25 protein-coding genes and 1 tRNA gene are annotated in these 25,070 nt (G+C 72.8%); 11 read left to right on the top strand and 15 right to left on the bottom strand.

All coding sequences use genetic code 11. The annotated features are described in order from the left end of the window. Positions 1–11: 11 nt before the first annotated feature. The 6 genes from IE98_RS45345 to IE98_RS0134590 all read right to left on the bottom strand — a co-directional run bounded on the left by IE98_RS45345 (position 12) and on the right by IE98_RS0134590 (position 6,126). On the bottom strand, positions 12–605 hold the full coding sequence (locus IE98_RS45345) for a hypothetical protein (protein WP_052391375.1): 594 nt from the start codon (positions 603–605) through the stop codon (positions 12–14). Between the two features lie 325 nt (positions 606–930). After that, a complete protein-coding gene (locus IE98_RS0134610) occupies positions 931–1,968 on the bottom strand; it encodes an adenosine deaminase (RefSeq protein WP_030275758.1) in 1,038 nt (345 codons plus the stop codon). Positions 1,969–2,006: 38 nt separating this feature from the next. Continuing rightward, complete coding sequence (locus IE98_RS0134605) at positions 2,007–3,314, bottom strand: DUF445 domain-containing protein (protein WP_234443789.1); 1,308 nt, start codon at positions 3,312–3,314, stop codon at positions 2,007–2,009. Between the two features lie 89 nt (positions 3,315–3,403). Beyond that, the gene (locus IE98_RS0134600) at positions 3,404–4,363 is read right to left on the bottom strand and encodes an ABC transporter ATP-binding protein (RefSeq protein ID WP_030275756.1); all 960 of its coding nucleotides are present in this window, start codon (positions 4,361–4,363) and stop codon (positions 3,404–3,406) included. 61 nt (positions 4,364–4,424) lie between these two features. Further along, complete coding sequence (locus tag IE98_RS0134595) at positions 4,425–5,291, bottom strand: ABC transporter permease (protein ID WP_420706250.1); 867 nt, start codon at positions 5,289–5,291, stop codon at positions 4,425–4,427. Next, positions 5,284–6,126: an ABC transporter permease gene (locus IE98_RS0134590; protein ID WP_234443788.1), complete on the bottom strand. Its 843-nt coding sequence runs from the start codon at positions 6,124–6,126 to the stop codon at positions 5,284–5,286. Before IE98_RS0134590 ends, IE98_RS0134595 begins: the two co-directional genes overlap by 8 nt. Before the next feature lie 280 nt (positions 6,127–6,406). On the opposite strand from IE98_RS0134590, the gene IE98_RS0134585 reads away from it, so the two are divergent. Beyond that, positions 6,407–8,887 (top strand): transglycosylase domain-containing protein, encoded by a 2,481-nt coding sequence (locus IE98_RS0134585; protein ID WP_052391374.1) that lies wholly within the window; start codon positions 6,407–6,409, stop codon positions 8,885–8,887. Positions 8,888–8,963: 76 nt separating this feature from the next. Here IE98_RS0134585 and IE98_RS0134580 read toward each other — a convergent pair whose 3' ends face one another. Both IE98_RS0134580 and IE98_RS0134575 read right to left on the bottom strand, forming a co-directional pair. Beyond that, the gene (locus IE98_RS0134580; RefSeq protein WP_052391389.1) at positions 8,964–9,266 is read right to left on the bottom strand and encodes a GroES family chaperonin; all 303 of its coding nucleotides are present in this window, start codon (positions 9,264–9,266) and stop codon (positions 8,964–8,966) included. 270 nt (positions 9,267–9,536) lie between these two features. Further along, complete coding sequence (locus IE98_RS0134575) at positions 9,537–9,884, bottom strand: DUF3618 domain-containing protein (protein WP_420706249.1); 348 nt, start codon at positions 9,882–9,884, stop codon at positions 9,537–9,539. A 133-nt stretch (positions 9,885–10,017) separates the two neighbouring features. Here IE98_RS0134575 and bcp point away from each other — a divergent pair, with 133 nt between their 5' ends. Both bcp and IE98_RS43520 read left to right on the top strand, forming a co-directional pair. Continuing rightward, on the top strand, positions 10,018–10,491 hold the full coding sequence (bcp, locus tag IE98_RS0134570; protein WP_030275750.1) for a thioredoxin-dependent thiol peroxidase: 474 nt from the start codon (positions 10,018–10,020) through the stop codon (positions 10,489–10,491). Positions 10,492–10,695: 204 nt separating this feature from the next. Next, positions 10,696–11,373, top strand: a complete 678-nt coding sequence (locus IE98_RS43520; protein ID WP_052391373.1) for a hypothetical protein — start codon at positions 10,696–10,698, stop codon at positions 11,371–11,373. 99 nt (positions 11,374–11,472) lie between these two features. On the opposite strand, the gene IE98_RS0134560 is transcribed toward IE98_RS43520, so the two are convergent. After that, positions 11,473–13,827 carry a chitinase C-terminal domain-containing protein gene (locus tag IE98_RS0134560; RefSeq protein WP_052391388.1) on the bottom strand — a complete coding sequence of 785 codons (2,355 nt, stop codon included), beginning with the start codon at positions 13,825–13,827 and terminating at the stop codon, positions 11,473–11,475. 364 nt (positions 13,828–14,191) lie between these two features. Here IE98_RS0134560 and IE98_RS0134555 point away from each other — a divergent pair, with 364 nt between their 5' ends. Both IE98_RS0134555 and IE98_RS0134550 read left to right on the top strand, forming a co-directional pair. After that, entirely contained in the window at positions 14,192–14,848 is a 657-nt protein-coding gene (locus IE98_RS0134555; RefSeq protein WP_030275747.1) for an HNH endonuclease, read from the top strand. 53 nt (positions 14,849–14,901) lie between these two features. Further along, a tRNA-Leu gene (locus tag IE98_RS0134550) sits at positions 14,902–14,983 on the top strand. A 65-nt stretch (positions 14,984–15,048) separates the two neighbouring features. On the opposite strand, the gene rdgB is transcribed toward IE98_RS0134550, so the two are convergent. From rdgB to IE98_RS0134530, 4 genes are all read right to left on the bottom strand, one after another. Then, positions 15,049–15,657, bottom strand: a complete 609-nt coding sequence (gene rdgB, locus IE98_RS0134545; RefSeq protein ID WP_030275746.1) for an RdgB/HAM1 family non-canonical purine NTP pyrophosphatase — start codon at positions 15,655–15,657, stop codon at positions 15,049–15,051. Between the two features lie 37 nt (positions 15,658–15,694). Further along, positions 15,695–16,084 (bottom strand): hypothetical protein, encoded by a 390-nt coding sequence (locus tag IE98_RS0134540; RefSeq protein ID WP_030275745.1) that lies wholly within the window; start codon positions 16,082–16,084, stop codon positions 15,695–15,697. A 149-nt stretch (positions 16,085–16,233) separates the two neighbouring features. After that, positions 16,234–16,968 (bottom strand): ribonuclease PH, encoded by a 735-nt coding sequence (gene rph / locus IE98_RS0134535; protein ID WP_030275744.1) that lies wholly within the window; start codon positions 16,966–16,968, stop codon positions 16,234–16,236. Between the two features lie 83 nt (positions 16,969–17,051). Further along, on the bottom strand, positions 17,052–17,288 hold the full coding sequence (locus tag IE98_RS0134530) for a glucose PTS transporter subunit EIIB (protein WP_030275743.1): 237 nt from the start codon (positions 17,286–17,288) through the stop codon (positions 17,052–17,054). Between the two features lie 347 nt (positions 17,289–17,635). Between IE98_RS0134530 and IE98_RS0134525 the strand changes: the two genes are divergently transcribed. The 5 genes from IE98_RS0134525 (at position 17,636) to IE98_RS0134505 (ending at position 22,106) form a co-directional block, all read left to right on the top strand. Continuing rightward, positions 17,636–18,928 (top strand): PTS transporter subunit EIIC, encoded by a 1,293-nt coding sequence (locus IE98_RS0134525; RefSeq protein WP_030275742.1) that lies wholly within the window; start codon positions 17,636–17,638, stop codon positions 18,926–18,928. Between the two features lie 234 nt (positions 18,929–19,162). Next, entirely contained in the window at positions 19,163–20,437 is a 1,275-nt protein-coding gene (locus IE98_RS0134520; RefSeq protein ID WP_030275741.1) for a PTS transporter subunit EIIC, read from the top strand. A 187-nt stretch (positions 20,438–20,624) separates the two neighbouring features. Beyond that, positions 20,625–21,104: a DUF3995 domain-containing protein gene (locus IE98_RS43515; protein WP_078661528.1), complete on the top strand. Its 480-nt coding sequence runs from the start codon at positions 20,625–20,627 to the stop codon at positions 21,102–21,104. Next, the gene (locus tag IE98_RS0134510; protein WP_052391371.1) at positions 21,097–21,621 is read left to right on the top strand and encodes an RNA polymerase sigma factor; all 525 of its coding nucleotides are present in this window, start codon (positions 21,097–21,099) and stop codon (positions 21,619–21,621) included. The genes IE98_RS43515 and IE98_RS0134510 overlap by 8 nt, the downstream gene beginning before the upstream one ends. After that, the gene (locus IE98_RS0134505; RefSeq protein ID WP_052391370.1) at positions 21,618–22,106 is read left to right on the top strand and encodes a hypothetical protein; all 489 of its coding nucleotides are present in this window, start codon (positions 21,618–21,620) and stop codon (positions 22,104–22,106) included. Before IE98_RS0134510 ends, IE98_RS0134505 begins: the two co-directional genes overlap by 4 nt. Here the strand turns inward: IE98_RS0134505 and IE98_RS0134500 are convergent. After that, entirely contained in the window at positions 22,103–23,059 is a 957-nt protein-coding gene (locus IE98_RS0134500) for a helix-turn-helix domain-containing protein (RefSeq protein WP_052391369.1), read from the bottom strand. The two genes, IE98_RS0134505 and IE98_RS0134500, sit on opposite strands and share 4 nt — an antisense overlap. A gap of 139 nt (positions 23,060–23,198) precedes the next feature. Here IE98_RS0134500 and IE98_RS0134495 point away from each other — a divergent pair, with 139 nt between their 5' ends. Then, positions 23,199–24,104, top strand: coding sequence for a branched-chain amino acid transaminase (locus IE98_RS0134495; protein ID WP_030275736.1), 906 nt, complete (start codon positions 23,199–23,201; stop codon positions 24,102–24,104). A gap of 22 nt (positions 24,105–24,126) precedes the next feature. Here the strand turns inward: IE98_RS0134495 and IE98_RS0134490 are convergent, their stop codons facing one another. Continuing rightward, entirely contained in the window at positions 24,127–24,879 is a 753-nt protein-coding gene (locus tag IE98_RS0134490; RefSeq protein WP_030275735.1) for an MBL fold metallo-hydrolase, read from the bottom strand. Between the last annotated feature and the right edge of the window lie 191 nt (positions 24,880–25,070).

The following is a 25,070-nucleotide window of genomic DNA, read 5'->3' as shown; positions in this document are numbered from 1 at the left end:
CGGAGCGGACATCAGTACGCACCCTGCTGGGTGCCGGTGGTCGGCTGCGCGGCCGACTGCGGGTAGGAGGCCGGCTGGGCGTACGTGCCGCCGCCTGCGGCCCGGTAGCCGCCCGCGGGCGGCATCTGGGACTGCGTGCCGGCCTGGTTGAGGATCGAGTGGAACTTCTGGCGCTGTTCCTCGTCGGCGTTGTCGTAGCCGCGGGCCGCCATGTCGATGCTGGCGCTCATCGCCTCGATCTGCAGGGAGAGCGTCCTGGACAGCTGCTCCAGGTTGGCGTGCACCGTCGCGTAGGCGCTCATCAGGCTGCCGGCCTGGCCGAAGTTCTGGCCGAGCTGCCAGGACTGCAGCTGCTGCTGGGAGACCTCGCCGTGGCTCGCGGGCGAGCCGTCGAGGTCCTTGAGGATCGCGTCGACCTTGTTCTTGAAGGTCTGCAGGTTCTCGACCTCGACCTTGACCGCCTGGCTGCCGACCTGGCCGGCGAGGGCCTTGGACTGGGCGACCATGGCCGCCGTCTGAGCGGCCGTCACCGTCGAGACGACGTTGTAGAAGATCCCGGACGTTCCGCCGCCGCCACCGCCGCCGGAGTCCGCCGCGTTCACCATCGTTCAAACCTCCCCCGTGTCCGGTGGGCCCCGCCGCGGCCCGCCGTACCACCACATCTCTCCGACCCCCGGAATCGGGGTCGGTCACGTCCGGTCGGTTGTGCGCACCGAAACGGGCGGCAGCAACCCCCACCCGTAACATAGCGGCCCGCACGGACGGCCCGTCAGGGGGCCCGGACGCCCGGCGGGGCATCGGTACCCACTTGTCACCGGACGCTCACAACATCCCCGCCCGGGCGTCCTGTTCCCGCCGTGGGCGTCTCCCCGCCCGGGAACGCCGCACCCCGGTCCGGCGGCCCGCCGGACCGGGGTGGGCGCGGGGACGTCAGCCGCGCCAGGCGGCCAGGTGGGCGTCGATCTCGGCGGCGAGCCGGTTCTTGCCCGCCTGGTCGAGGAAGGAGGCCTCCACGGCGTTCTTGGCGAGCGCGGCGACGCCGGCCTCGTCGAGGTCGAGCAGCCGGGCGGCGACGGCGTACTCGGTGTTGAGGTCGGTGCCGAACATCGGCGGGTCGTCGCTGTTGACGGTGACGAGCAGGCCGGCGTCGACCATCTGCTTGATCGGGTGCTCCTCGATCCGCTCGACGGCGCGGGTGGCGATGTTGGAGGTCGGGCAGACCTCCAGCGCGATCCGGTGCTCGCCGAGGTGGTCGAGCAGCGCGCGGTCCTGGACGGCCTGGGTGCCGTGGCCGATCCGCTCGGCGCCGAGGTCGCGCAGGGCGTCCCAGACGGTCTGCGGGCCGGTGGTCTCGCCGGCGTGCGGGACGCTGCGCAGGCCGGCCGCCCGGGCCCGGTCGAAGTAGGGCTTGAACTGGGGGCGGGGCACGCCGATCTCCGGTCCGCCGAGGCCGAAGCTGACCAGGCCCTCGGGGGCGAGGTCGACGGCGAGCCGGGCGGTCTCCTCGGCGGCGGCGAGGCCTGCCTCGCCGGGGATGTCGAAGCACCAGCGCAGGACGACGCCGATCTCCTTCTCCGCGGCCTTGCGGGCGTCCTCGATCGCCTCCATGAAGGCGACGTCGGGGATGCCGCGGTTCACCGAGGAGTACGGGGTGATGGTGAGCTCGGCGTAGCGGATGTGCTGGCGGGCCATGTCCTCGGCGACGCCGTAGGTGAGGGCCCGGACGTCCTCGGCGTCGCGGATCAGGTCGACGACGCTCAGGTACACCTCGATGAAGTGCGCGAAGTCGGTGAAGGTGAAGTACTCGGCCAGGGCCGCCGGGTCGGCGGGCACCCGGGTGCGGCCCTCGTGGCGGGCGGCGAGCTCGGCGACCACCCGCGGGGAGGCGGAGCCGACGTGGTGCACGTGGAGCTCGGCCTTCGGCATGCCGGCGATGAACGCCTCGATCGGGTTGCTGCCCTCGGTCACCACACACGCTCCTTCGCAGGTCCAACTGACTCTGCATGCTATCCGCCGAGGGCCACCGCGACGGTGTGGATCACCAGCCCGGCGGCGGCGCCGACGACCGTGCCGTTGATCCGGATGAACTGCAGGTCGCGGCCGACGTTGGCCTCGATCTTGCGGGAGGCGTCGTCGGCGTCCCAGCCTGCGACGGTGTCGGAGATCAGCGCGGTGATCTCCTCGCGGTAGGTCTCGACGACGTACTCGGCGGCGTCCTGCAGCCAGCCGTCGGCCTTCGCCTGCAGCTTCGGGTCGGTGGCCAGCCGGCGGCCGAGCGAGCGCAGCGCGTCGCGCAGCCGACGGCGCAGCTCGCTCTCCTCGTCCTCCGCGGCGCCGAGGACGAGGGTGCGGACGGCGGCCCAGGAGGAGGCGATGAGGTCCTGCACCTCGGGCCGTTCCAGCAGGTCGGCCTTGGCGTGCTCGACCCGGGCGATGGTGTCGGGGTCGTGCTGCAGCTCGGTGGCGAAGTCGGCGAGGAAGTTGTCGATGGCGCCGCGGGCGGGGTGCTGCGGGTCGTCGCGGATGTCGGTGACGAACCGCATCAGCTCCTTGTAGACGCGTTCGCCGACCTGGTGGTCGATGAACTTGGGCGTCCAGCCGGGCGTCTTGCGGGTGACCCGTTCGACGATGTCCTCGTGGTGCTCGGCGAGCCAGTGGTGGACGCGGACGCTGACCAGGTCGACCACGCCGTGGTGGCCGCCGTCGGCGACGACCTTGCCGAGCAGCCGGCCGGCGGGTTCGGCGACGGGGGTGGCGGCGGCCCGGCGGGTGACGGCCTCGGCGACGACCGCCTGGACGTCCTCGTCGCGCAGGACGGCGATGACGCCGCGCAGGGCGGCGGCGGCCTCCCGGGTGACGCGTTCGGCGCTGCCGGGGGCGGCGAGCCACTCGCCGAGCCGGCGGGAGATGCCGATGGCCTCCAGGCGGGCGCGGACGACCGGCGGGGAGAGGAAGTTGTCGCCGACGAAGTCGCCGAGCGACTTGCCGAAGGCGTCCTTCTTGGTCGGGATGATCGCGGTGTGCGGGATCGGCAGGCCGAACGGTCGGCGGAACAGCGCGGTCACCGCGAACCAGTCGGCGAGCGCGCCGACCATGCCGGCCTCGGCGGCGGCCGCGACGTAGCCCGCCCAGGCACCGGCCCCGGCGGCGGAGGCCCAGGTGGCGAGGGCGAAGACCACGGTGGCGAAGGCCAGCAGGCCGGTGGCGATGGTCTTCATCCGCCGTACGCCGTGGCGCTTGCGCTCGTCGGCCTCGGTGAAGCTGACCCCGGTGGGAGGTCGGGAGGCCGTTCCGGTTCTCTGTTCGACGCTCACCCGGACAGTCTGCCCCGCGCCCGCCGTCCCGATCGCGTCGCCGGGCCGGGCGGTGCGATCGGGACGGCCGGGCCGGCGGGCCGGAAGGCTCAGCCGATGACGGCGCCCGCGTACATCCGGGCGATCACGTCCTCGATGGCGGGTTCGCGGACGGACAGGTCGGCCAGCGGGTAGCGGGCGGCGACCGCGGCGACGATCGGCGCGGCGCTCTCCCGGGCCGGGAAGGCCAGCCACTGGCGGGGCCCGTCGACCCGGACGGTGCGGGCGCCGGGTACCGCGATCGGCGGTCGCACCTCGGCGAGGTCGACGACCAGGGTCCGTTCGCTGTCGCCGGCGGCGTGCAGCCCGTCGAGGTCGCCGTCGTGGACGAGCCGGCCGTGGTCGATCACCATGACCCGGTCGCAGAGCTGCTCGATGTCGACGAGGTCGTGGGTGGTGAGCAGCACGGTGGTGCCGTGGTCGCGGTGGGCCTCCTTGAGGAAGGCCCGGACCTTGGCCTTGCTGACCACGTCGAGGCCGATGGTCGGCTCGTCGAGGTAGAGCACCTCGGGGTCGTGGAGCAGCGCGGCGGCGAGGTCGCCGCGCATCCGCTGGCCGAGCGAGAGCTGCCGGACGGGGGTGTCGAGGAGGGCGCCGAGGTCGAGCAGGTCGACGCAGCGGTCGAGGTTGGCGCGGTAGCGGGCGTCGGGGATGCGGTGGATGCGGCGGGCGAGCTCGTAGGAGTCGCGCAGCGGGAGGTCCCACCAGAGGGTGGTGCGCTGGCCGAAGACGACGCCGATCCGGCGGGCCAGGGCGGTGCGGTCGCGGGCGGGGTCGACGCCGGCGACGCGGAGCCGTCCGGAGCTGGGGACGAGGATGCCGGTGAGCATCTTGACGGTGGTGGACTTGCCGGCGCCGTTGGGGCCGATGTAGCCGACGCACTCGCCGGCGCCGACGGTGAAGCTGAGGCCGTCGACGGCGTGCACCTCGCGGCGGGCGCGGCGGAAGCGGCCGGCGCGGGTGCGGACGGTGAAGCTGCGGCGGACGTCGTCGAGTTCGATGAGTGCCATGGGGTGTCTCCTTCTTCTCGGCTTCTGCTCGGCGTGGTGGTGGGCCCGGTTCGGGGCCGGTTCAGCTGCCGGCGCCCTGGTAGGCGCGCAGCCCGGCCCGCCAGGCGAGGGCGGCGGCGAGCACGCAGAGCGCGGCGGCGAGGGGCGAGGCGTACTGGAAGGCGGTGGGCAGGCCTAGCGGGTCGGGCCGGCCGAGGACGTGCAGCGCGGGCAGCCAGTTGACGAAGGCCAGCGGCACGCCGAAGACGGTGCCGGCGACGAGTTCCTTGGCGAAGACGGTCGGCGGGTACTGGAGCAGGGTGGCGCCGCCGTAGGTGAGGGAGTGCTGGAGTTCGCCGGCGTCGCCCCACCAGAACTGCAGGGTGGCGCCGGCGACGAAGATGCTCGCGAAGATGACGGTGCCGCAGAGCAGCAGCACCGGGACGAGCAGGATCCGGTCGGCCGTCCAGTGCACGGGCAGGGCGGTGAGCGACCAGCCGAGGACGGCGGCGGCCTGGAGCGGCCGGCCGAGGCGGCGCAGCGAGAAGCGTTCGGCGCAGACCTGGGCGAGCGCCGGGGCGGGCCGGACCAGCATGGTGTCGAGGGTGCCGGTGCGGATCCGGTTGCCGAGCGCGTCGACGGAGCCGACGAAGAGGTTGGCGGCGCCGAGGGCGAACGCGGAGGTGCCGTAGAGGAAGCCGAGTTCGGGCAGGGTCCAGCCGCCGAGGGTCGCGGTGTGACGGAACATCAGGACGACGACGAGGAAGTCGAGGGAGGTGGTGGCGAGGTTGGCGAGGAGCATGAGGACGAAGGAGGTCCGGTAGGACATCGAGGACCGCGTCCACATGCCGGCCATCAGCCACCAGGCGCGGACGGCCCAGCGGGCGCGTGCCCACGCGGCGCGGACGGGCCCGCGGCCGGGGTGCGGTGCGAGGAGGAGCTCAGCCACCCTGGACCACCACCTTGCGCACGGCGAGCGCGAGGGTGAGCCGTCCGGCGGCGAGGAGTGCGGCCGCCCAGGCGAGTTGGCCGGCGATGCCGGTGGCCACGGCGGCGCCGGTGCGGTGCTGAACCAGGATGTCGACCGGGGTCTGGATCACCGCGGCCCAGGGCAGGGCGGCGGCGAGGGTGCCGAGCCAGCCGGGGAACAGCCCGATCGGCAGCAGCATTCCGGAGAGGAACATCGCGACGACCAGCACCACGGCCCGCACCCCGTCGGAGTCGTGCAGCCAGAAGCCGGTCAGCACGACCAGGAAGCGCAGGCCGAAGCTGACGGTGACGGCCAGCACCACGGAGACCAGGAAGACCGCCCACACCAGGGGCGAGGCCGGCAGCCGCAGGTCGAAGGCGAGGGCGCCGGCGAGGGTCGGCAGGGTGCCGCGGGCGAGCAGGTGGAAGGCGGCGCGGCCGAGGTCGGTGGCGAGCCACCAGGTCTGGAAGTCGACGGGGCGGTGCAGGTCGACGGCGATGTCGCCGGTGCGCAGCCGTTCCTGGACGTCGTCCTGGAAGCCGCCGCCCCAGACGGCGACGGTGACGAGCAGCGCCTGGCTGATCCAGATGTAGGTGACGGCCTGGGCGGTGTCGTAGCCGCCGAGGCCCGGGCGGGCCTGCCACAGGGCGAGGAAGGTGTAGGCGAGGATGAAGCCGAAGACGGTGTTGGTGACGGTGCCGGCGAGGGTCGCGGCGCGGTAGGTGGCGTAGCGGCGGAAGGCGCCGGCGGCGACCGCGAGGTGGACCGCCGCGCCGCCCCCTTCCCGCCGTCCGGTCTGCACTGCCATCGCCATGATGTCTCCTTGTCGACTTTTCGGCCCGCAGTCGTGCACGGACCGGTACGGGCGCACGCCGAGCAGCCCGCACGCGGGCGCGCGGGCAGCCCCGATCGGCTCCGACCGGGCACACCCCGGGGGTCCGGAGCGGCGGGCGGAGCTGAGCGGTGTCTCAGCGGTCTGCGGTTGTCACCTTTCACCGTAGCGCCGGGCGCGGGCCCGCGCAGGCGAATTCCGGCACGCCCGAGCCGACCGGCCAAAACGCCTGATTACGGGTCAAATCGCCCATAATCGCCCCATGACCCGAGCGCAGCGAGCCAACAACCCGGCGGGCAACAGCCACCACCGCCCCGGGCAGGACACCGCCACGCGCACCGATCCGCCCGCCCAACGGGGCACCGCCGCACCCCCCGACGCCCCCGCCCGGCCCACCGCCGCGGCCGCCCCGGCGACCGGTGCCACCCCCGCACCCGCGCCCGCACCGGCGCCCGGCCGGGCTCCCGGCCCGCGCCGCCCCGACCGCGAGACCGACCGGCCCGACGGACCCGGCACCGCCCCCGGCGCTCCCGGCACCCGCCGCGACCGCCGCCGGCTGCGCCGCCGCGCCCGCCGCGACCACCGCCGCAGCCTCCCGCGCTGGCGCCGCACCGTCCCCACCTGGCGGACCTCGCTGACCCTGCTCGGCGGCGGACTGCTGCTCTCCACCGGGGCGTTCGCCGCGCTCTACCTGGCCGTGCCCGTCCCCGACCCCAACGCGCACGCCCTCGCCCAGAGCAACGTCTACTACTACGCCGACGGCACCACCGAGATCGCCCGCACCGGTGCCGTCAACCGCGAGGACGTCTCCCTCGACCAGGTCCCGGTGCACGTCCGCGACGCCGTCGTCTCCGCCGAGGACCGCACGTTCTTCCGCAACCGCGGCATCGACCTCAAGGGCATGGTCCGCGCCGCCTGGCAGAACGTCAGCCACCTGGGCCAGAGCGGCCGCGCCTTCCAGGGCGGCTCCACCATCACCCAGCAGTACGTCAAGAACTACTACCTGACGCAGGAGCAGACGCTCAGCCGCAAGGCCCGCGAACTGTTCATCTCGCTCAAGGTCGACCGGCAGGACAGCAAGGACGAGATCCTCGCCGGCTACCTCAACACCAGCTACTTCGGCCGCAGCGCCTACGGCATCCAGACCGCCGCCCGGTCCTACTTCGGCACCGACGCCGCCCACCTCGACCTCGCCCAGGGCGCCTACCTCGCCGCCCTGCTGCAGGCCCCCAGCGCCTACGACGTGAAGACCGCCTCCCCCGCCAACCGGGAGAAGGCCGTCGCCCGCTGGAACTACGTCCTCGACGGCATGGTCTCGCTCGGCTTCCTCGACCCCGCCACCCGCGCCGCGACCGCCTTCCCCGAGGTCCTCGACCCGCAGCCCGCCGGCGGCCTCGAAGGCCAGGCCGGCTACCTCGTCGACATCGCCGACGACTGGCTCACCGGGACCGGCGTCCTCGACACCGCCACCCTCAAGGCCGGCGGCTGGCGGATCACCACCACCTTCGACAAGAACCGCCAGGACGCCTTCGTCAACGCCGTCAAGCAGGAGCTCACCGCCGAACTCGACCCCGCCAAGCGCCCCCGCACCGACACCGACGTCCGCGTCGCCGGCGCCTCCGTCGAACCCGGCACCGGCCGCATCGTCGCCGCGTACGGCGGCCCCGACTACGCCGTGCAGCCCTACAACGACGCGCTCCGCCAGGACAACCAGGTCGGCTCGACCTTCAAGCCGATCGACCTCGCCGCCGCCCTGGAGGGCGACCGCACCACCCAGGACGGCAAACCCATCACCACCCAGACCCCGTACGACGGCACCAGCGGCCGCCTCGTCGTCGGCGGTCCCACCCCGTACGCCCCGCCCAACGAGGACAACGAGAACCACGGGCAGATCACCCTGCGCGAGGCCATGATGCGCTCGGTCAACTCCGTCTACGCCCAGCTCGGCATCGACGCCGGACTCGACAACGTCCGCCGCACCGCGATCCGCCTCGGCCTGCCCGACAGCCTCCAGGGCATGGACCCGGACCACAGCTCGATGACGCTCGGCACCGCCACCCCCAGCGCCCTCGACCTCGCCGCCGTCTACGCCGCCCTCGCCAACCACGGCCAGGCCTTCCGCCCCTGGGCCGTCACCGCCCTGGAACGCCCCGGCACCGGCGACCGGCCCGTCCTGCCCGCCCACGACGCCACCACCGCCGTCAGCCGCACCAGCGCCGACGCCGTCACCGACGTCCTGCGCGACACCGTCGGCCCGCGCGGCACCGGCGCCACCGCCCAGACCCTCGGCCGGCCCGCCGCCGGCAAGACCGGCACCACCGACGACAACCGTTCCGCCTGGTTCGCCGGCTACACCCCCGAACTCGCCACGGTGGTCGGCCTGTTCCGCGAGGACAAGAAGACCCACGCCAAGGAGTCGCTGGCCGGCACCGCCGGCTACGAGCGGGTCAACGGCGGCACCTTCCCCGCCCGGATCTGGACCTCCTACATGGGCGCCGCCCTCGGCGGCAGCCCGGTCGGCCAGTTCGACCTGCAGCCCGGCCCCGGCAACACCGAACCGCCCACGCCCAGCCCGCAGCCCCCCGCCGCGCCCAAACCCAAGCCCAAGCCCAAGCCGCAACCGAAGCCCAAGCCCAAGGCACCCGCCGTCAAGCGCCCCGCGGCCGCCCGGCCCGCCGCGGCCCCCGCACCCGCCCCGGGCCCGCCGCCCGCCCCGCGGCCCACCGTCGGGCTGCGGCCCTGAGCCGCACCCCGCCCGGCACCGGCGACGCCCCGGACCGCACACGCGGTCCGGGGCGTCGCTCACGTGCCCGGCGGCCTCACAGGTACAGGCCGGTCGACCCCTCCGCACCGGACAGCCGCTCGGCCGCCACCGCGTGCAGGTCGCGCTCGCGCAGCAGCACGTACGTCGCCCCTCGGACCTCGACCTCCAGCTTGTCCTCCGGGTCGTACAGCACCCGGTCGCCCGGCTCCACCGTGCGCACGCTCTGGCCGACCGCCACCGCCTCGGCCCAGGTACAGCGCCGGGACAGCTCCGCCGTCGCCGGGATGAGGATGCCGCCGGTGGAGCGCCGCTCCCCCTCGCCGGCGTCCGTCTTCACCAGCACCCGGTCGTGCAACATCCTGATCGGCAGCTTCTCCCCCAGCCGGTCGTGCCGGGGCTCCTCGTGCCGCGCGCTCTGCTCGTCGTTCTTGCTCACGCACCCGACCGTACCCGCCCGGAGGCCCCCGGGTGCACGGCGGGCCCGCAGGTGCCCGCCATCCGGAACGGCCCCGCGACACGGTCGGGACACCACGGCGACACCGGCCCTGTGCCGACCAGGCGGCGGGCCGAGCCCCCGGACACGGCAAAGGGCCGGGACGCCCGTGCGTCCCGGCCCCGGAAGCCCGCCTCAGCCGCGGCGCCGCCTGCGGGCCGAGGCCGCCAGCAGCACCACGCCGACACCGACCAGCGCCACCGGCACCACCCGCTCCGGCCGCGGCCGGCCCTTCTCGTCGGTGAAGCCGGCCTTGACCTGCTCCAGCGCACCGCTCGCCGCCACGTACGCCCGGCCGACCTTCTGCTCGACGGCGCCGAGCATCCGCGCCTTGGTCTGCGCCGCGACCGTCGCGGGGTGCACCCGCATCGCCAGCTCGTCCAGCGTCGACGCGAGCCGCTCACGGGCCTGCGCGATGTCCGCCTCGATCTGGGCCGTCGTTCGCGCCGACTTGTCCTTGCTCGCCTGGGCCACGAGAGCCACCCCAATCACTGATGCTGTCCTGTGCGACACGCACAGTCTGTCAGCTCCCCCCACGCGCCGCGCAGCGCCACCCACCGAGCGGGGTAGGTTTGCCGGGGTACGACCACCCGTCCAGCACGAGGAGAGATCCACCGTGAGCGAGCGCCTCAAGGCGGGCGACACCGCCCCCGCCTTCACCCTGCCCGATGCCGACGGCAACCAGGTGTCCCTCGCCGACCACCTCGGCCGCAAGGTGATCGTGTACTTCTACCCGGCGGCGCTCACTCCCGGCTGCACCACCCAGGCCTGCGACTTCACCGACAACCTGGCGGTGTTCACCGGCGCCGGCTACGACGTCATCGGCGTCTCCCCCGACAAGCCGGAGAAGCTCGGGAAGTTCCGCGAGAAGGAGAACCTTGAGGTCACCCTGGTCGCGGACGAGGACAAGTCGGTGCTGGAGGCCTACGGCGCGTACGGCGAGAAGAAGCTGTACGGCAAGACCGTGGTCGGCGTGATCCGCTCCACCGTCGTCGTCGACGAGGAGGGCAAGGTCGAGCACGCGCTGTACAACGTCAAGGCCACCGGCCACGTCGCCAAGCTGCTGCGCGACCTGCGGATCGGCGCCTGACCGACCGCCGGCACCGCGGCGGGCACCGGGTCTCCCGGTGCCCGCCGCGGCGTTCCCGGGGGTCGACGGCCCGTCACCTTGTCACCGTCCGGTTCCGAAGCGGTCGTGGGAAGGACAAGACCCGGCGGGCGCGCACCCCGCGCCACTAGCGTCGGCGGGCGTCGGGCCGAGCAGCCCGAGCCCTCCACCCACCCGGGAGACACCGTGCCGAGCACCGGATCACGCACCGCCCGCACCCTCCTCGCCGCCGGCACCCTGGTCGCCGCACTCGCCCTCACCGCCTGCGACCCGGAGTCCGACCCCGGCACCGACGCCGCACCGGCCCCCACCGCCGCCGCGACCACCGCCGCACCGAGCAGCCCCGCGCCCGTCGCCACCTCCGCCACCGCCACCGCCACCGCCAAGGCGAGCGGCAAGCCCTCCGGCGGCAAGCGAACCGTGATCTCCACCCAGCACGCCGCCGGCCTCACCAAGTCCAGCGGCGACGGCACGATCAGCGACGTACCCGTCGACCCGGGCGAGATGCGCGACGGCATGAACCTCGTGGTGGAGAACTACGACCGGGCCGGCCAGACCTCCGGCCGGCGGATCCTCTTCGTCGGCGTCGACAACGTCCCCGAGGACACCGGCAAGCGCCGCGAGCACCTCTGGCGCGGACTGATCGACTACGCCGCCGGCAACGGCTCGACGGGCACCCCCGGCACCGGCACGCCCTACGCCCCCGGCCCGCTCGGCGGCAGCCTGGAGTGCCTGCCGTACGGCGCCGACGCCCTGTGCGGCTGGGCCGACTCCTCGACCGCCGCCGTCGCGCTCTTCCCGCAGTCCTCGCCGGCCCAGGCCGCCAAGCTGTTCGCCGCCATGCGGGCCGACCTGGAGCAGTAGCCGCCCGGCACGGCGCCCGACCGAGGGCGGGAAACGGAGCGGTGGCGGCCGACCCCCCGACCGGGTCGACCGCCACCGCCGCTGTTCACCCCGGACCGGTCAGCACGGACCGAGGTCGCTCCACACCCCCCACTGGCCGGTGGTGGAGGGGTCCTCGCCCTGGGTCCACCACTTGTTGCTGTACTTGCGGCCCTTCCAGGACACCGTGGTGGTGGTCGCGTAGACGGTCGCCGCGTTCCAGCTCGGCGCCGTGCAGGTGCCGCCGGTCGGACTGGCCGAGGTGCTCGGCGAGCTGCTCGCCGAGCCGGACGGGCTCGCCGACGCCGAGGCCGAGGCCGACGGGCTCGCGGAGGAGGACGCGGACGCGCTCGGCGACGAGGTCGCACCGGTGCTGCCGCGGGTCAGGTCACCGGTCAGGCCGTACAGCGTGCCGGCGACGTTGACCGTCCAGTTCGCCGGGGTCGAGACCGGCAGGTAGTAGACGAAGTCCATGTCGACCGACGCACCCGGCGCCAGCGACTGCCAGCTCGGCAGCTTCACCGACACGCGGTTGTAAACGCCCTTCAGACCGCCCACGTTGTTCGCCGCGGTGTGGTCCTGCCGGATCACCGCCAGGCCGAAGCCGGACTGGTCCTTGGCGTTGCCCGGCGCCGAGTCGGCGTAGTCGAACTGGAACTCGGTGCCGCCCGGCAGGGTCAGCGTCGAGTTGTTCACGATGTGGATCTTCGGGTTGATCGGGTAGTTCGAGTCACCCAGCGCGAAGTTGGTGAACGACACGTCGATCGGCAGCGTCTGCTGCGGCAGCGCGATCGTCGAACGCGTCGCACCGTACGGCGAGGCCGCCTTGAACTTGTCGTACATCAGCGAGGTCAGCGTCGAGCCCTGCACGTACTCGCCCTTGCCGCCGTTCGCCGCGGCGTCCCACCTGTAGTCGCCCGCGAGCTCCCAGATCATCGCGCCGCCGGCGCCCTGGTTCACCACGTAGTCGGCCTTCGCCGCCACCGACTCCTCGTCCTCGGTGGACAGGAACACCTTCTTGCTGTCGTTCCACAGCCACGGCGCCACCAGCTGGGAGCTGTAGTTGCGGGTGTAGGAACCCTGCAGCGCGGTGTCGGTCAGCCCGTACTTGGAGAGGTAGTCCGGGACGACGCCCTTCTCCAGGTTCTTGGCGTGCCACATCGGGTTGGAGCCCGCCGGGGCCTCCTTGCCGTTGTCGTCCAGGTCGTGCCACAGGTTGTCGATGCCGACCGCGCCGTCACCGCACGCCGTCAGGCCCGAACCCGCCGGACACGTCGACGTCGAGGCGGTGCCCCACAGACCGTTGGTGCCGCCCGTGACGTTCTTGAACCCGCGGGTGTAGTACGGCAGACCGAGGTTGATCCGGCCGGCCGTCATCGCCCCGCGGAAGTAGTGGTACGCCCAGTCGGTGTTCAGGTAGCCGATGCCGCCGTACTGCGAGGTGCCGTACACGTTCGCCGCGGCCAGCTCGGCGTCCTTGCCGTCGTCGTACAGCGAGGCGTTCGGCCCCACGTACTTGTTCCAGGCACCGTGCAGGTCGTACGACATGATGTTCACGTAGTCCAGGTACTGCGTCACCTGGAACGTCTCCATGCCGCGCAGCAGGTAGCCCGAGGACGGCGCCGCCACCGACAGCATGTAGTACTTACCGTCCGTGGCACCCGCCCGGTCGAGCCTCTCGCGCAGCGTCTTCATCAGCGCCGCGTAGCCCTTGACCAGCGAACCGCGCTTGGCGTTGGAGATCGTGGCGTCCAGCGGGTTGCCGGCGTCCTTCATCGACGTCGGGTACTCGTAGTCGATGTCGACGCCGTTGAAGCCGTACTTCTTGACGAAGTCGACCGCCGAGTCCGCGAACGTGTTGATGCCGGCCTGGTTGACCGAGCCGTCCGCGTTCACCGTCATCGAGTAGAAGCCGCCCGAGGCGACGCGCTTGCCGTCGTCCCCGAAGTAGCCGCCCGTCTCGGCCCAACCGCCCACCGAGATCAGCGTCTTCACGTTCGGGTACTGCTTCTTGAACTTCGCCAGCAGGTTGAAGTGGCCCTTGTACGGCAGGCTCGGGTCCATCTCCGCACCCGCCACGCCGGGGAAGGTCATCCCGGTCGCCGCGTTGGTCGGCGAATCCGCGCCCACCGACAGCTTGTTGTCGCTGCCGACGTGCCCGAAGGCGTAGTTGAGGTGGGTGACCTTGTCCCACGGGACGTTGTTCACCAGGTAGGCGGGCGTGCCGTCCTGCCCGGTCCGCCAGCCCGTGAAGTAGCCGATGATCCGGCGCTGGTGGTCGGCGCCCATCTTCTCGCGGCCCGCGGTGTCGTAGACGTCGCAGTACGGGACGTCCACACCCGGGGTGGTGTACATGCCGTCGGGACGGCAGGACTGGTTGTCGGCGGCCGCCTGCGAGGGCGACGCACCCAGCGTCGCCAGCAGCAGACCGGCCAGGCCCGTGGCCGCCGTGGCGGCCGCCGCAACCCGCCTGCCTGAGGCCCGGCGGGTACCGACGGCAGGGGGACGCTGCGCCGTCAGGGTTCGGTTCAACACTCGGTCCTCCAGGAGAGAGTGTCGGCGCGCCCGGGAGGGGTGTCGGGGCACGCAAGTGGGGGAGGGTCGGACACACCGCGGCCGACGCACCGTCAACCGCCCGGCCGCCGAACCACAGAGTGCGCCGAAGCTATGTGGTCTGGACCATCCGGGTCAATAGGTCTGTACCAATAGGCCGTTGAACTCCCCCGTGACCCCCGCCCCGCCCGATCGTTCCCACACCGGGGGACGGGTACCGGGCACAGGAACCCACACGGGGGCACACATGCGGATCAGATACACCCGAGAACTGCTCGCCACGACGGCGGCGGGGGCGGTGAGCGTCAACGACATGCTCCGACGACTCGGCGTACCGCTCGCCGGCGGCACCCACGGCTATCTGAGCCGGCGACTCAGGGAGTACGGGATCGACACCTCGCACTTCGCCGAACCGCCACGCCGCCGCGGCCGGGTCCTGCCGCCCGAGCGGCTCGCCGAGGCCGCCGCCGCGAGCACCGGCATCGCCGCGGTGCTGCGCGCCCTGGGCCTGCCCGACACCGGCAGCAGCCGCAGCGCGGTGAAGGCCGCACTGCTGGAACACCGGATCGACACGTCGCACTTCACCGGCTCGGCCCACAACCGGGGGCGCAGGACGGGGCCGCTGCGCAGGCCGGAGGAACTCCTGGTCCGCCGCCCGCCGGGCAGCCATCGCATCCGGGGGCGCCAACTGCGCGCGATGCTCGTGCACATCGGGCGGCCGGACGTCTGCGCCGGCTGCGGCACCGGGGCTGTGTGGCAGGGGCGACCCCTGACCCTGGAGGTCGACCACGTCAACGGCGACTGGCTGGACAACCGGGCCGAGAACCTCCGCCTGCTGTGCCCGAACTGCCATGCCACCACGGAGACCTACTGCGGCCGGAACCGGGGACGCGGAACTCGCTGAACCGGCCGACCGATCCGGACGCGTCCGGCTGTAGCATGTCGGTTGCGATACAAGCGGCCGTGGCGCAATGGCGACGCAAACGGTTTAGGTCCGTTGGCCCGTGAGGGCTTGAGGGTTCGAATCCCTTCGGCCGCACGTACGTGCCTTAAGAAACGAAGGCCCGCCGGAATCCCTCCGGCGGGCCTTCGGCGTTCCGTGGGTCAGCCGAGCAGCTCGCGGACGACCGGTGCCAGGGCGCGGAAGGCCTGGCCGCGGTGGCTGATGGCGTTCTTCTCGGCGGGGGTGAGTTCGGCGCAGGTCCGACTCTCGCCGAGGGGCTGCAGGATCGGGTCGTAGCCGAAGCCGCCGTCGCCGGCGGGGACGGTGCGGAGGGTGCCGAGGAGGCGGCCCTCGACGACGCGTTCGGTGCCGTCGGGGAGGGCGAGGGCGGCGGCGCAGGCGAAGTGGGCGCCGCGGTGGGGTTCGGCGATGTCGGAGAGCTGGGCGAGCAGCAGGTCGAGGTTGGCGCGGTCGTCGCCGTGCTTGCCGGACCAGCGGGCGGAGAAGATGCCGGGGGCGCCGCCGAGGACGTCGACGCAGAGGCCGGAGTCGTCGGCGACGGCGGGGTGGCCGGTGGCCTCGGCGAGGGCGTGGGCCTTGAGGAGGGCGTTCTCGGCGAAGGTGACGCCGGTCTCGGGGACGTCGGGGATCTCGGGGTAGGCGTCGGCGCCGACGAGTTCGACGTCGAGTCCGGCGTCGCCGAGGATGTCGCGGAGTTCGGCGACCTTGTGGCGGTTGCGGGTGGCGAGGACGAGGCGTCGTGCAGTCATGCGGCCCACCCTAGCGAGGGGCCGGGTGCCCGGGGTGTCAGCCGGTGCAGGCCTTGCTGAGGTTGCTCGCGGCGTCGCCGAGCGGCTTGAGGTCGGGGACCTGCTTGTTGTCGATGGCCTGCTGGGCCTTGTCGACCTGGGTCTGCAGGTCGGTGACGGCCTGGGAGACGTCGGTGTCGCTGGAGTTGCGGCCGATCTGGTCGAGGTCCTTCTTGAGGGTCTGCAGGGCCCGTCCGGCGGCGTCGGGGTCGTTGGCGGCGTTGTTGAAGGCGTTGCCGGCCTGGGCGACGTCGTTGGTGATGCGGACGGCGGTGTTGCCGCAGTCGAGGGCCTTCTGGGCGGCGGAGCAGCTGACGGCGCTGAGCGGGAGGAGGAGGACGAGGCCGGCCGCGGCGAGGGTGGCGGAGCGGGTGAGGCTGTCCGGCATCGTGTGTCCTCCGTGGTGTGGTGGGCGCGTGCTGGGTCCGTGGTGTGGGACGGCGGGTGGTGCGCCGACGGTTCCGCGGGTTCCGTCGGGAACGCTACGGGCTGCGGGCGCGCCGTGTACAGGATGCGCGCCCGCGGCCCGGTGCGGGGTCAGTTCTCGAGGTCGCGGAGGGCTTTGTGCTGAATTTCGTCCAGTTCTGCGCAACCGAGGGTGCCGAGGTCGAGGAGCCGGTCGAGGAGGGCGCGGTCGAAGGGGGCGCCTTCGGCGGTGCCCTGGACCTCGACGAAGCGGCCGTCGGCGGTGCAGACGATGTTCATGTCGGTTTCGGCGCGGACGTCCTCTTCGTAGCGGAGGTCGAGCATGGGGGTGCCGTCGATGATGCCGACGCTGACGGCGCTGACGCCGCCGGTGATGGGGTTGCCCTTGGCGCGGAGGAGCTTCTTGTCGCGGGCCCAGGCGACGGCGTCGACGAGGGCGACGTAGGCGCCGGTGATGGCGGCGGTGCGGGTGCCGCCGTCGGCCTGGAGGACGTCGCAGTCGAGGACGATGGTGTTCTCGGCGAGGGCGCGGTGGTCGACGACGGCGCGCAGCGAGCGGCCGATGAGGCGGCTGATCTCGTGGGTGCGGCCGCCGATCTTGCCGCGGACGGATTCGCGGTCGCCGCGGGTGTTGGTGGCGCGGGGCAGCATGGAGTATTCGGCGGTGACCCAGCCTTCGCCGCTGCCCTTGCGCCAGCGGGGGACGCCTTCGGTGACGCTGGCGGTGCAGAGGACTTTGGTGTCGCCGAAGGAGACGAGGACGGAGCCTTCGGCGTGCTTGCTCCAGCCTCGTTCGATGGTGACGGGGCGGAGCTGGTCGGGGGTGCGGCCGTCGATGCGTGACATAGGCACCGAGCGTAGCCGTTGCGGGGTGCGGTGCGGCCCGCCGTCCCGGTGGGGCGGCGGGCCGTGGCCGGTGTGGCGGCCGGTCAGTCCATCATGTCTTCGATCTCGCCGGCGATGGGGTCGGCGTCGGTGCCGATGACGACCTGGATGGCGGTGCCCATCTTGACGACGCCGTGGGCGCCGGCGGCCTTGAGGGCGGCTTCGTCGACGAGGTCGGGGTTGACGACTTCGGTGCGCAGGCGGGTGATGCAGCCTTCGACCTCTTCGATGTTGTCGATTCCGCCGAGGCCGGCGACGATCTTCTCTGCCTTGCTGGCCATGTGTGTCTCCCTGTGTGTCGGCGGTTCGGCGGGTGGTGTCGGGTGCCGTGCCGCTCGGTGCGGTGGTGCGGTGGTGCGGTGTGCCGGTGGTGGTGACGCGGGTTCAGGTTCCGTGTCGGCCGGCGGCGCGACAAGCATTTCCCGTTTGGGGAGGGTTTGCCACGTCAGTCCACTTTTGGCCCATTTTGGCGCGCACGGATGTGCGCCGGGACCCGAGGATGGCGATCATCGGGCTGCCGTCCGGCGTCCACCCGTCTCCCAAGTGGTCTACACCAATAGTAGGTGCAGGGCCGGGGCGGCGGAACGGACCCCCGGGCCGAGCCGTGGACCGCACGCGGAGGACTCCCATGAGTACAGCAGGCACGGCGCCCGCACCGACACCGTGGTGGCAGTCCTTCTACGGCGGGCTGCAGAAGATGGGCCGCAGCCTGCAGCTCCCGGTGGCGGTGCTGCCGGCCGCCGGCATCCTGAACCGGTTGGGCCAGGACGACGTGTTCGGCAAGGACGGTCTCGGCTGGGACAACGTGGCGAAGGTGTTCGCGGCGGCGGGCGGCGCCCTGCTGGACTCCAACCTGGGCCTTCCGCTGCTGTTCTGCATCGGCGTGGCGATCGGCATGGCGAAGAAGGCGGACGGGTCGACGGCCCTGGCGGCGGTGACGGGCTTCCTCGTCTACCACAACGTGCTGCTGGCCTTCCCGGACCGGGACCAGTGCACGGGCACGATCGTGGGCAACCAGTGCATCGACTACTCGGCGCACACGTCGAGTGCGGCGGTCTACCAGAATCCGGGGGTGCTGGGGGGCATCCTGATCGGCCTGATGTCGGCGTGGCTGTGGATGCGCTACCACCGGACGAAGCTGGTGGACTGGCTGGGCTTCTTCAACGGGCGCCGGCTGGTGCCGATGATCACGGCGGTGGCGGGGCTGGCGCTGGCCTGCCTGGGGCTGTGGGTGTGGCCGCCGATCGGCCGGGCGATGACGGACTTCTCGCAGTGGCTGGCCGACCTGGGCTCGGGCGGCGCGGGGATCTTCGGCGTGGCGAACCGGGCGCTGCTGCTGATCGGCATGCACCAGCTGATCAACACCTTCGTCTGGTTCCAGTTCGGCGAGTTCCACAAGCCGGGCACGGACGAGGTGGTGCACGGCGACATCCCGCGCTTCCTGGCGGGCGACCCGACGGCCGGGCAGTTCACCTCGGGCTTCTTCCCGATCATGATGTTCGCGCTGCCCGCGGCGGCGATGGCGATCGCGCACTCGGCGAAGCCGCACCGGCGCAAGGAGATCTACGGCCTGATGACCTCGGTCGCGCTGACCAGCTTCGTCACCGGCGTGACCGAGCCGATCGAGTACTCCTTCGCCTACATCGCGCCGGCGCTGTTCGTGCTGCACGCCCTGCTGACGGGCGCCTCGATGGCGGTGACCTGGGCGTTCGGCGTGCACGACGGCTTCAGTTTCTCCGCGGGCCTGATCGACTACGTGATCAACTGGGGGCTGGCCACGAAACCGTGGCTGATCATGCCGATCGGGCTGGCCTTCGCGGCCGTCTACTACGCGCTGTTCCGGTTCGTCATCGTCCGGTTCGACCTGAAGACGCCGGGGAGGGAGGACGACGACCAGGTCGAGGACGTGACCAAGGCCTGAGGGCATTTGTTGCGCAACTCGCCAAAATGGCGAATGACCGAGCACAGTCACGACCGAAGATCCGCAACAAGGTTTCGATTTCATAGCGCTTCCCACCTGCGGCGCTTTCCGGGGTTCCCCCCTCCGTCAGGCGCGTGTTAAAAACTGGTCTACACCACTCGTGGTGTAGACCAGTTCGCGAGTCGGCCCCCGATGCACCCCCCACCGACCCGCCCTGCCGTTAGGAACCACCCCATGAGTACGACTGCGCAGGCACCGGCGCCAGCTGCGGCACCGGCCCCCTCCCCGATCAAGAAGATCGGCCAGAGCACGATCCAGGGCCTGCAGAAGATCGGCCGCAGCCTCCAGCTGCCGATCGCCGTGCTGCCGGCCGCGGGCCTGCTGCTCCGTCTCGGCCAGGACGACGTGTTCGGCAAGGACGGTCTCGGCTGGGACAAGGTCGCCGCGGTGTTCAGCACGGCGGGCGACGCCGTGTTCAGCAACCTCCCGCTGCTCTTCGCGGTGGGCATCGCCATCGGCTTCGCCAAGAAGGCCGACGGTTCGACCGCCCTCGCCGCCCTGGTCGGCTTCCTGGTGTACAAGAACGTGCTCACCGCGTTCCCGATCACCGACGGGCACATCGCCGACGGCAAGTGGGTCGCACCCACCTACCAGAACCCGGGCGTGCTCGGCGGCATCGTGATAGGCCTGCTCAGCGCCGTGCTCTGGCAGAAGTTCCACCGCACCAAGCTGGTGGACTGGCTGGGCTTCTTCAACGGCCGCCGCCTGGTGCCGATCATCATGGCCTTCGTCGGCACCGCCGTGGGCGTGGTCTTCGCCCTGGTCTGGGGCCCGGTCGGCGACGCGATCGGCAGCCTCAACGACTCCCTGATCGGTGCGGGCGCCTTCGGTGCGGGCGCGTTCGGCCTGATCAACCGCGGTCTGCTGCCGGTCGGCATGCACCAGTTCGTGAACTCCTACGCCTGGTTCCAGACCGGTGACTACACCAAGGCCGACGGCACCGTGGTGCACGGCGACCTGACCCGCTACTTCGCCGGCGACCCAACCGCCGGCCAGTTCATGTCGGGCTTCTTCCCGATCATGATGTTCGCGCTGCCCGCCGCCGCCCTGGCCATCGCGCACGCCGCCCGCCCGGAGCGCCGCGCCGCGGTGATGGGCATGATGATGTCGCTGGCGCTGACCTCCTTCGTCACCGGCGTCACCGAGCCGATCGAGTTCGCCTTCCTCTTCATCGCCCCGGTCCTGTTCGCCATCCACGCGGTGCTGACCGCCGTCTCCATGGCCGTCACCTGGGCGCTCGGCGTGCACGCCGGCTTCACCTTCTCCGCCGGCCTGATCGACTACGGCCTCGGCTTCAGCAAGGCCACCCACCCGCTGCTGATCATCCCGATCGGCCTGGTCTTCGCCGGCCTGTACTACGTGCTCTTCCGCTTCGCGATCACCAAGTTCAACCTCAAGACCCCCGGTCGCGAGGACGACACCGAGGTCGAGGACGTCACCAAGGCCTGACGCCCCTCCCCCACCCCCGTACGGACCCCGCCCCGCTGCTCAGGGCGGGGTCCGTCGCCGTTCCCGGCCGGTGTGAGGCAGGACACAGGGAACGTCCGGCCCCGGCCGCCCCTCCCTCTGCGGTGACGGCCCGTCGACAGGACGGTGCCGACCGGCCGACCCGGCCGACCGTACCGAGGGGGACCTGGTGAACCGCACCGCACAGCGCACCGGAACGGCGGTGGCCGGCCTGCTGGCCGCCGACGCCGCGCTCCACCTGTACTGGGCCACCGGCCTCACCTGGCCCGCCGCCGACGGCCGGGCGCTCTCGCAGGCCGTCCTGAACGCCGACGTCCCGTTCACCCCGCCCGTGGTGCTGCCGCTCGCCGCCCTGCTGCTGGCCGCAGCGGCCGCCGTGCTGGCCCACGCGCAGGGCCTCGGCGGCCCCCGCACCGCACGGCTCTGCCGGCCCGCCACCGCCGCCGTGGCGGCCGGACTGCTGCTCCGCGGGGCCGCCGGGCTGGCGTGGGCCTGCGGTGTCGGCACCGAGCCCGGCAGCACCTTCCACCTGCTCAACCTGGTGCTCTACACCCCGCTCTGCCTCGGCTTCGGCGCGGCGGCGGCCCTGACGGCCGGGGCGGCCGGGGCCGGATCGCGCCGGCCGGTGCGAGACTTCCGCCGTGGCTGATCCCGACGGGCGCTCGCGCGGTGTGGCGCTGGCCCGCGCCGCCCGGCGCGGGGACACCCTCGCGATGAGCGACCTGCTGGACCACCTGACGCCCTACGTCGGGCGGCTCTGCGGACGGATCTGCGGGCCCGCGGGCGCGGCCGCCCGCCCGGACGCGGTGCAGGAGACGCTGACCGCCGTCTTCCGGGGCCTGCGCTCGCTGCGGGACCCGGAGGCGCTGTACGGCTGGGTCCGGGTGCTGGCCGTCCGGGAGGCGGTGCGGGTGGCCCGCCGGGACGGCCGGGACGCCCCCGCCGAACTCGCCGAGCTGCCCTCGCCGGGGGACGCCCAGCTCGCCGCGGACATCCGCGACGTGCTGGGCCGGCTCACCCCCGAGCACCGGGCCGTGCTGCTGCTGCGCGACGTCGAGGGCCTGGACGAGCGGGCCGCCGCCGGGCTGCTCGGCATCCCCGAGGGCACCGTGAAGTCCCGGCTGCACCGTGCCCGGACCGTATTCCGAAGGATGTGGACGGCATGACGACGGACGACCCGACGACCGCGCTGGACCCGGTGCGGCGGCTGCACGTGATGGCCGCGGGGATCCGCGGCGCCCACGTCACCGAGGGCGTGGTCGACGCGCCGTTCGACCGGGTGTGGACGGTCATGGCCGACCTGGAGGGCGAGTTCGGCCGCTTCCAGACCGACATGCGGAGCCTGCGCGTGACCCGTCGGGACGGCGACCGGGTGGAGGCCCTGGCACGCAGCCGGTACGGGATGCGGGCCCGGTTCGACGGGGTGCTCCGGCCGGGCTGGTGCTGGCTGCAGAGCCGGTTCGTGGTCATCGGGATGGCGGCCGTCACCGACGGCACCGGCACCACCCGGGTCGCGCTGACCGGCGGCGTCCGGGTGCCCGGCCGGGCGGCCCTCGTCCCGCTCGGCACCCGCCGCGAGCCACGGCAGGCCCTGGCCCGGCTGCGGCAGCGGGTGGAGAGCGGCGGCGGAGAGCGGGTAGGTCCCGGCTAGATCCAGCCGAGGCGGGCGGCGTGGACGCCGGCCTGGAAGCGGCTCTGGGCGCCGAGGTCGGTGGTGAGGTCGGAGACCAGGCGGCGCACGGTGCGTTCGGAGATCTCCAGTTTGCGGGCGATCGCCTGGTCGGTGAGGCCGGCCGCGAGCAGTCGGAGCACCTCGCGGTGGCGGTCGTCGGGAACGGGCCGGCCGAGCAGGTCCGGGGGCACCCAGGCGGCTGTCCAGAAGTACTCGAAGAGTTCGCGGACCACGGCGAGCACGGCCTCGTCCCGGACGACCAGCGCGGTGTCCGGGGCGCCGCCGGGCGCGGGCAGCACCGCCATGGTGCTGTCCACGGCGATCAGCCACAGCGGCAGGGTGTGCGCGACCCGGATGCCGGCGCCCGCGCCGGTCAGCCGCTGGACGTGGTCGAGCACGTCCGGGTGGTGCAGGGCGGCGGCCGGGTAGACGGTGCGCAGCCGGACGCCGTGGGCGAGGGCGATGCGTTCGCGGGCGAGTTTGCCGTCGAGGGCGGTACGGGAGTGGTCCTGGCCGGGGCGGAGCGAGAGGACTTCGGTGCGGGCGCTGTGGGCGGCGTCCTCCAGGAGGGCGGCGATGCGGTCGGCGCCGTGGACGAGGTGGCGGGTGCCGCCGTCGTCGGTGTCGGTCTGGGCCGGCAGGTAGCGGGTGTGGAGGTGTTCGACGGTGTCGCGGGTGCGGCGGACGGCGGTGAAGAGGTCGGCGAGGTGTCCGTCGGCGTCGGCGAGGAGGTGGCGGACGGCGGTGGCGACGGAGACGGCGGTGAGTCCGCTGCCGGTGGCGGGGGTGGGCCGGAGCAGTCCGAGCTGCCGGAGTTCACCGAGTGCGGTGTCGAACTCGGCTTCGTCCCAGCCGAGTTCGCTGCGCAGTTCGGGCAGCGGGCGGCTCGGGTCGGTGCGCAGGCGGCGGTAGAGGGCGGTGCTGTGCTCCACGGCGGGGACGATAGCCATCCGGTCGGTGGGCGAACGGTGGATTCCACCATCCGGGACGGCGGCTCCGGTCCCGGCCATGGCCGGTTCTGCCGCCCGCGGGGCGGGTGGTGCGGGGCGGTGCCGCGGTCAGGATGGCGGCATGACGACGGACGCGGCTTCGAGGATCTGGTTCGACGGTGCGCTGGTGCCGTGGCAGGAGGCGCAGGTGCACGTGCTGACGCACGGTCTGCACTACGGGACGGGGGTGTTGGAGGGCACCCGGGTGTTCGGGACGGCGGGCGGTCCGGCGGTGTTCCGGCTGGAGGACCATCTGCGCCGGCTGGTGCGCAGTGCGCACATGCTGCGGATGCCGTTGCCTTACGGGGTGGACGAGTTGGCGGCGGGCACGGTGGACCTGCTGCGGGCGAACGGTCAGGGCGCCTGCTACGTGCGGCACTTCGCGTTCCTGGGGGACGGTTCGATGGGGTTGGACATGCGGGGGGTGCGGACCAGGACGGCGATCGCCGCGTGGGAGTGGCCGGAGCAGCGGCCGTCGGGCGGGCTGCGGTTGAAGACGAGCAGTTGGCGGCGGACGGATCCGAACAGCGTGCCGCCGGCGGCGAAGGCGACCGGGCCGTACCTGAATTCGGTGCTGGCGCGGCGGGAGGCGACGGACGCGGGGTACGACGAGGCGCTGCTGCTGGCGGCGGACGGCTCGGTGAGCGAGTGCAGTGCGGAGAACGTGTTCGTGGTGCGGGACGGGGTGCTGCGGACGCCGCCGGTGGCGGCGGGTGCGCTGGAGGGGATCACGCAGGACACGGTGCTGGTGCTGGCCCGGGACCTGGGGATCGAGGTGCGGGTTGAGCGGTTGCTGCGGTCGGACCTGTACGCCGCGGACGAGGTGTTCGTGTGCGGGACGGCGGCGGGGGTCGTGCCGGTGGCGTCGCTGGACGACCGCGGGCTGCCGGCGGCGCCGGGCGGGGTGACGGAGCGGCTCGCGGAGCTGTACCGGGCGGCGGTGTCGGGCGAGGAGCCGCGGTACGGGCACTGGCTGACCCGGGTGTGAGCGGGCCGGGAGGAGCGGCCCGTCAGGTCAGGTCGTAGACGGCGCCGGGGCGGGCGATCTCGACGGGGCCGGGGAAGGCGGCGGCGGCGTCGCGGCGGTTCTGCTCGGCGTCGGTCCACGGCGGGATGTGGGTGAGCACGAGGCGGCCGACGCCGGCGGCCGCGGCGTGTTCGCCGGCCTCGCGTCCGTTGAGGTGGATCGCCTCGTAGGTCTCCTTGCCGTCGGTGTAGGCGGCCTCGCAGAGGAAGAGGTCCGTGCCGCGGGCGAGGTCGACGAGGTCGGCGCACTCGCCGGTGTCGCCGGAGTAGGCGAGGGAGGCGCCGCCGTGCTCGATACGGAAGCCGTAGGCCTCGGTGTCGAGGTGGTTGACCCGGGCGCTGGTGATGCGCAGCGGGCCGAGGTCGAAGGTGCGGTTGCCGAGCGGGAGGAAGTCGAAGACCTCCTTCATGCCGGGTTCCTCCGGCATGTCGTAGGCCCGGGCGAGGCGGTCGGCGGTGCCGTGGGGTCCGTGGACGGGGAGGGGCTCGGGGCAGCCCTCGACCCGGTAGTTGCGGGCGACCCAGTAGGCGCAGAGGTCGATGCAGTGGTCGGCGTGCAGGTGGCTGAGCAGGACGGCGTCGACGTCGTAGAGGCCGGTGTACTTCTGCAGGGCGCCGAGGGCGCCGTTGCCGAGGTCGATGACCAGGCGGTAGCCGTCGGCCTCGACGAGGTAGCTGGAGCAGGGCGAGTCGGCGGACGGGAAGCTCCCCGAGCACCCCACCACGGTCAGTTTCATGCCGAGCCCCTCCGCCCCGATGGGTCATGGTCCACGCCGGCGGGGCACTACCTCTCGGTAGCGGTGCCCCTTCGCGTTGTCGAGGGTAAGGGGCGGGCGGCACTTTGCCCCCGTCTCCGTGCCGGGCTGTGGCTGGAATCACCAGAACGGGCCGGGCCCGGTGGCGGGCCGGGCGGGGGGCGGGCGAGGGG

The sequence above is a fragment of the Streptomyces sp. NRRL B-24484 genome, from assembly GCF_000717715.1.
Taxonomy (GTDB): domain Bacteria; phylum Actinomycetota; class Actinomycetes; order Streptomycetales; family Streptomycetaceae; genus Kitasatospora.
This window is presented reverse-complemented; position numbering and strand designations above follow the sequence as displayed.

Bases quoted from the DNA above. Each gene is read 5' to 3' on its own strand.
- IE98_RS45345 (WP_052391375.1), bottom strand. From the start codon at position 605: ATGGTGAACGCGGCGGACTCCGGCGGCGGTGGCGGCGGCGGAACGTCC.
- IE98_RS0134555 (WP_030275747.1), top strand. From the start codon at position 14,192: ATGCGGATCAGATACACCCGAGAACTGCTCGCCACGACGGCGGCGGGG.
- rdgB (WP_030275746.1), bottom strand. From the start codon at position 15,657: ATGACTGCACGACGCCTCGTCCTCGCCACCCGCAACCGCCACAAGGTC.
- IE98_RS0134530 (WP_030275743.1), bottom strand. From the start codon at position 17,288: ATGGCCAGCAAGGCAGAGAAGATCGTCGCCGGCCTCGGCGGAATCGAC.
- IE98_RS0134580 (WP_052391389.1), bottom strand. From the start codon at position 9,266: ATGTTGCACGACCGGGTGCTGGTGAAGACGGACGCCGGCGAGGGGGAG.
- IE98_RS0134600 (WP_030275756.1), bottom strand. From the start codon at position 4,363: ATGGCACTCATCGAACTCGACGACGTCCGCCGCAGCTTCACCGTCCGC.
- IE98_RS0134540 (WP_030275745.1), bottom strand. From the start codon at position 16,084: ATGCCGGACAGCCTCACCCGCTCCGCCACCCTCGCCGCGGCCGGCCTC.
- IE98_RS0134495 (WP_030275736.1), top strand. From the start codon at position 23,199: ATGACGACGGACGCGGCTTCGAGGATCTGGTTCGACGGTGCGCTGGTG.
- IE98_RS0134585 (WP_052391374.1), top strand. From the start codon at position 6,407: ATGACCCGAGCGCAGCGAGCCAACAACCCGGCGGGCAACAGCCACCAC.
- IE98_RS0134505 (WP_052391370.1), top strand. From the start codon at position 21,618: ATGACGACGGACGACCCGACGACCGCGCTGGACCCGGTGCGGCGGCTG.
- rph (WP_030275744.1), bottom strand. From the start codon at position 16,968: ATGTCACGCATCGACGGCCGCACCCCCGACCAGCTCCGCCCCGTCACC.
- IE98_RS0134525 (WP_030275742.1), top strand. From the start codon at position 17,636: ATGAGTACAGCAGGCACGGCGCCCGCACCGACACCGTGGTGGCAGTCC.
- IE98_RS0134520 (WP_030275741.1), top strand. From the start codon at position 19,163: ATGAGTACGACTGCGCAGGCACCGGCGCCAGCTGCGGCACCGGCCCCC.
- IE98_RS0134490 (WP_030275735.1), bottom strand. From the start codon at position 24,879: ATGAAACTGACCGTGGTGGGGTGCTCGGGGAGCTTCCCGTCCGCCGAC.
- IE98_RS0134590 (WP_234443788.1), bottom strand. From the start codon at position 6,126: ATGGCGATGGCAGTGCAGACCGGACGGCGGGAAGGGGGCGGCGCGGCG.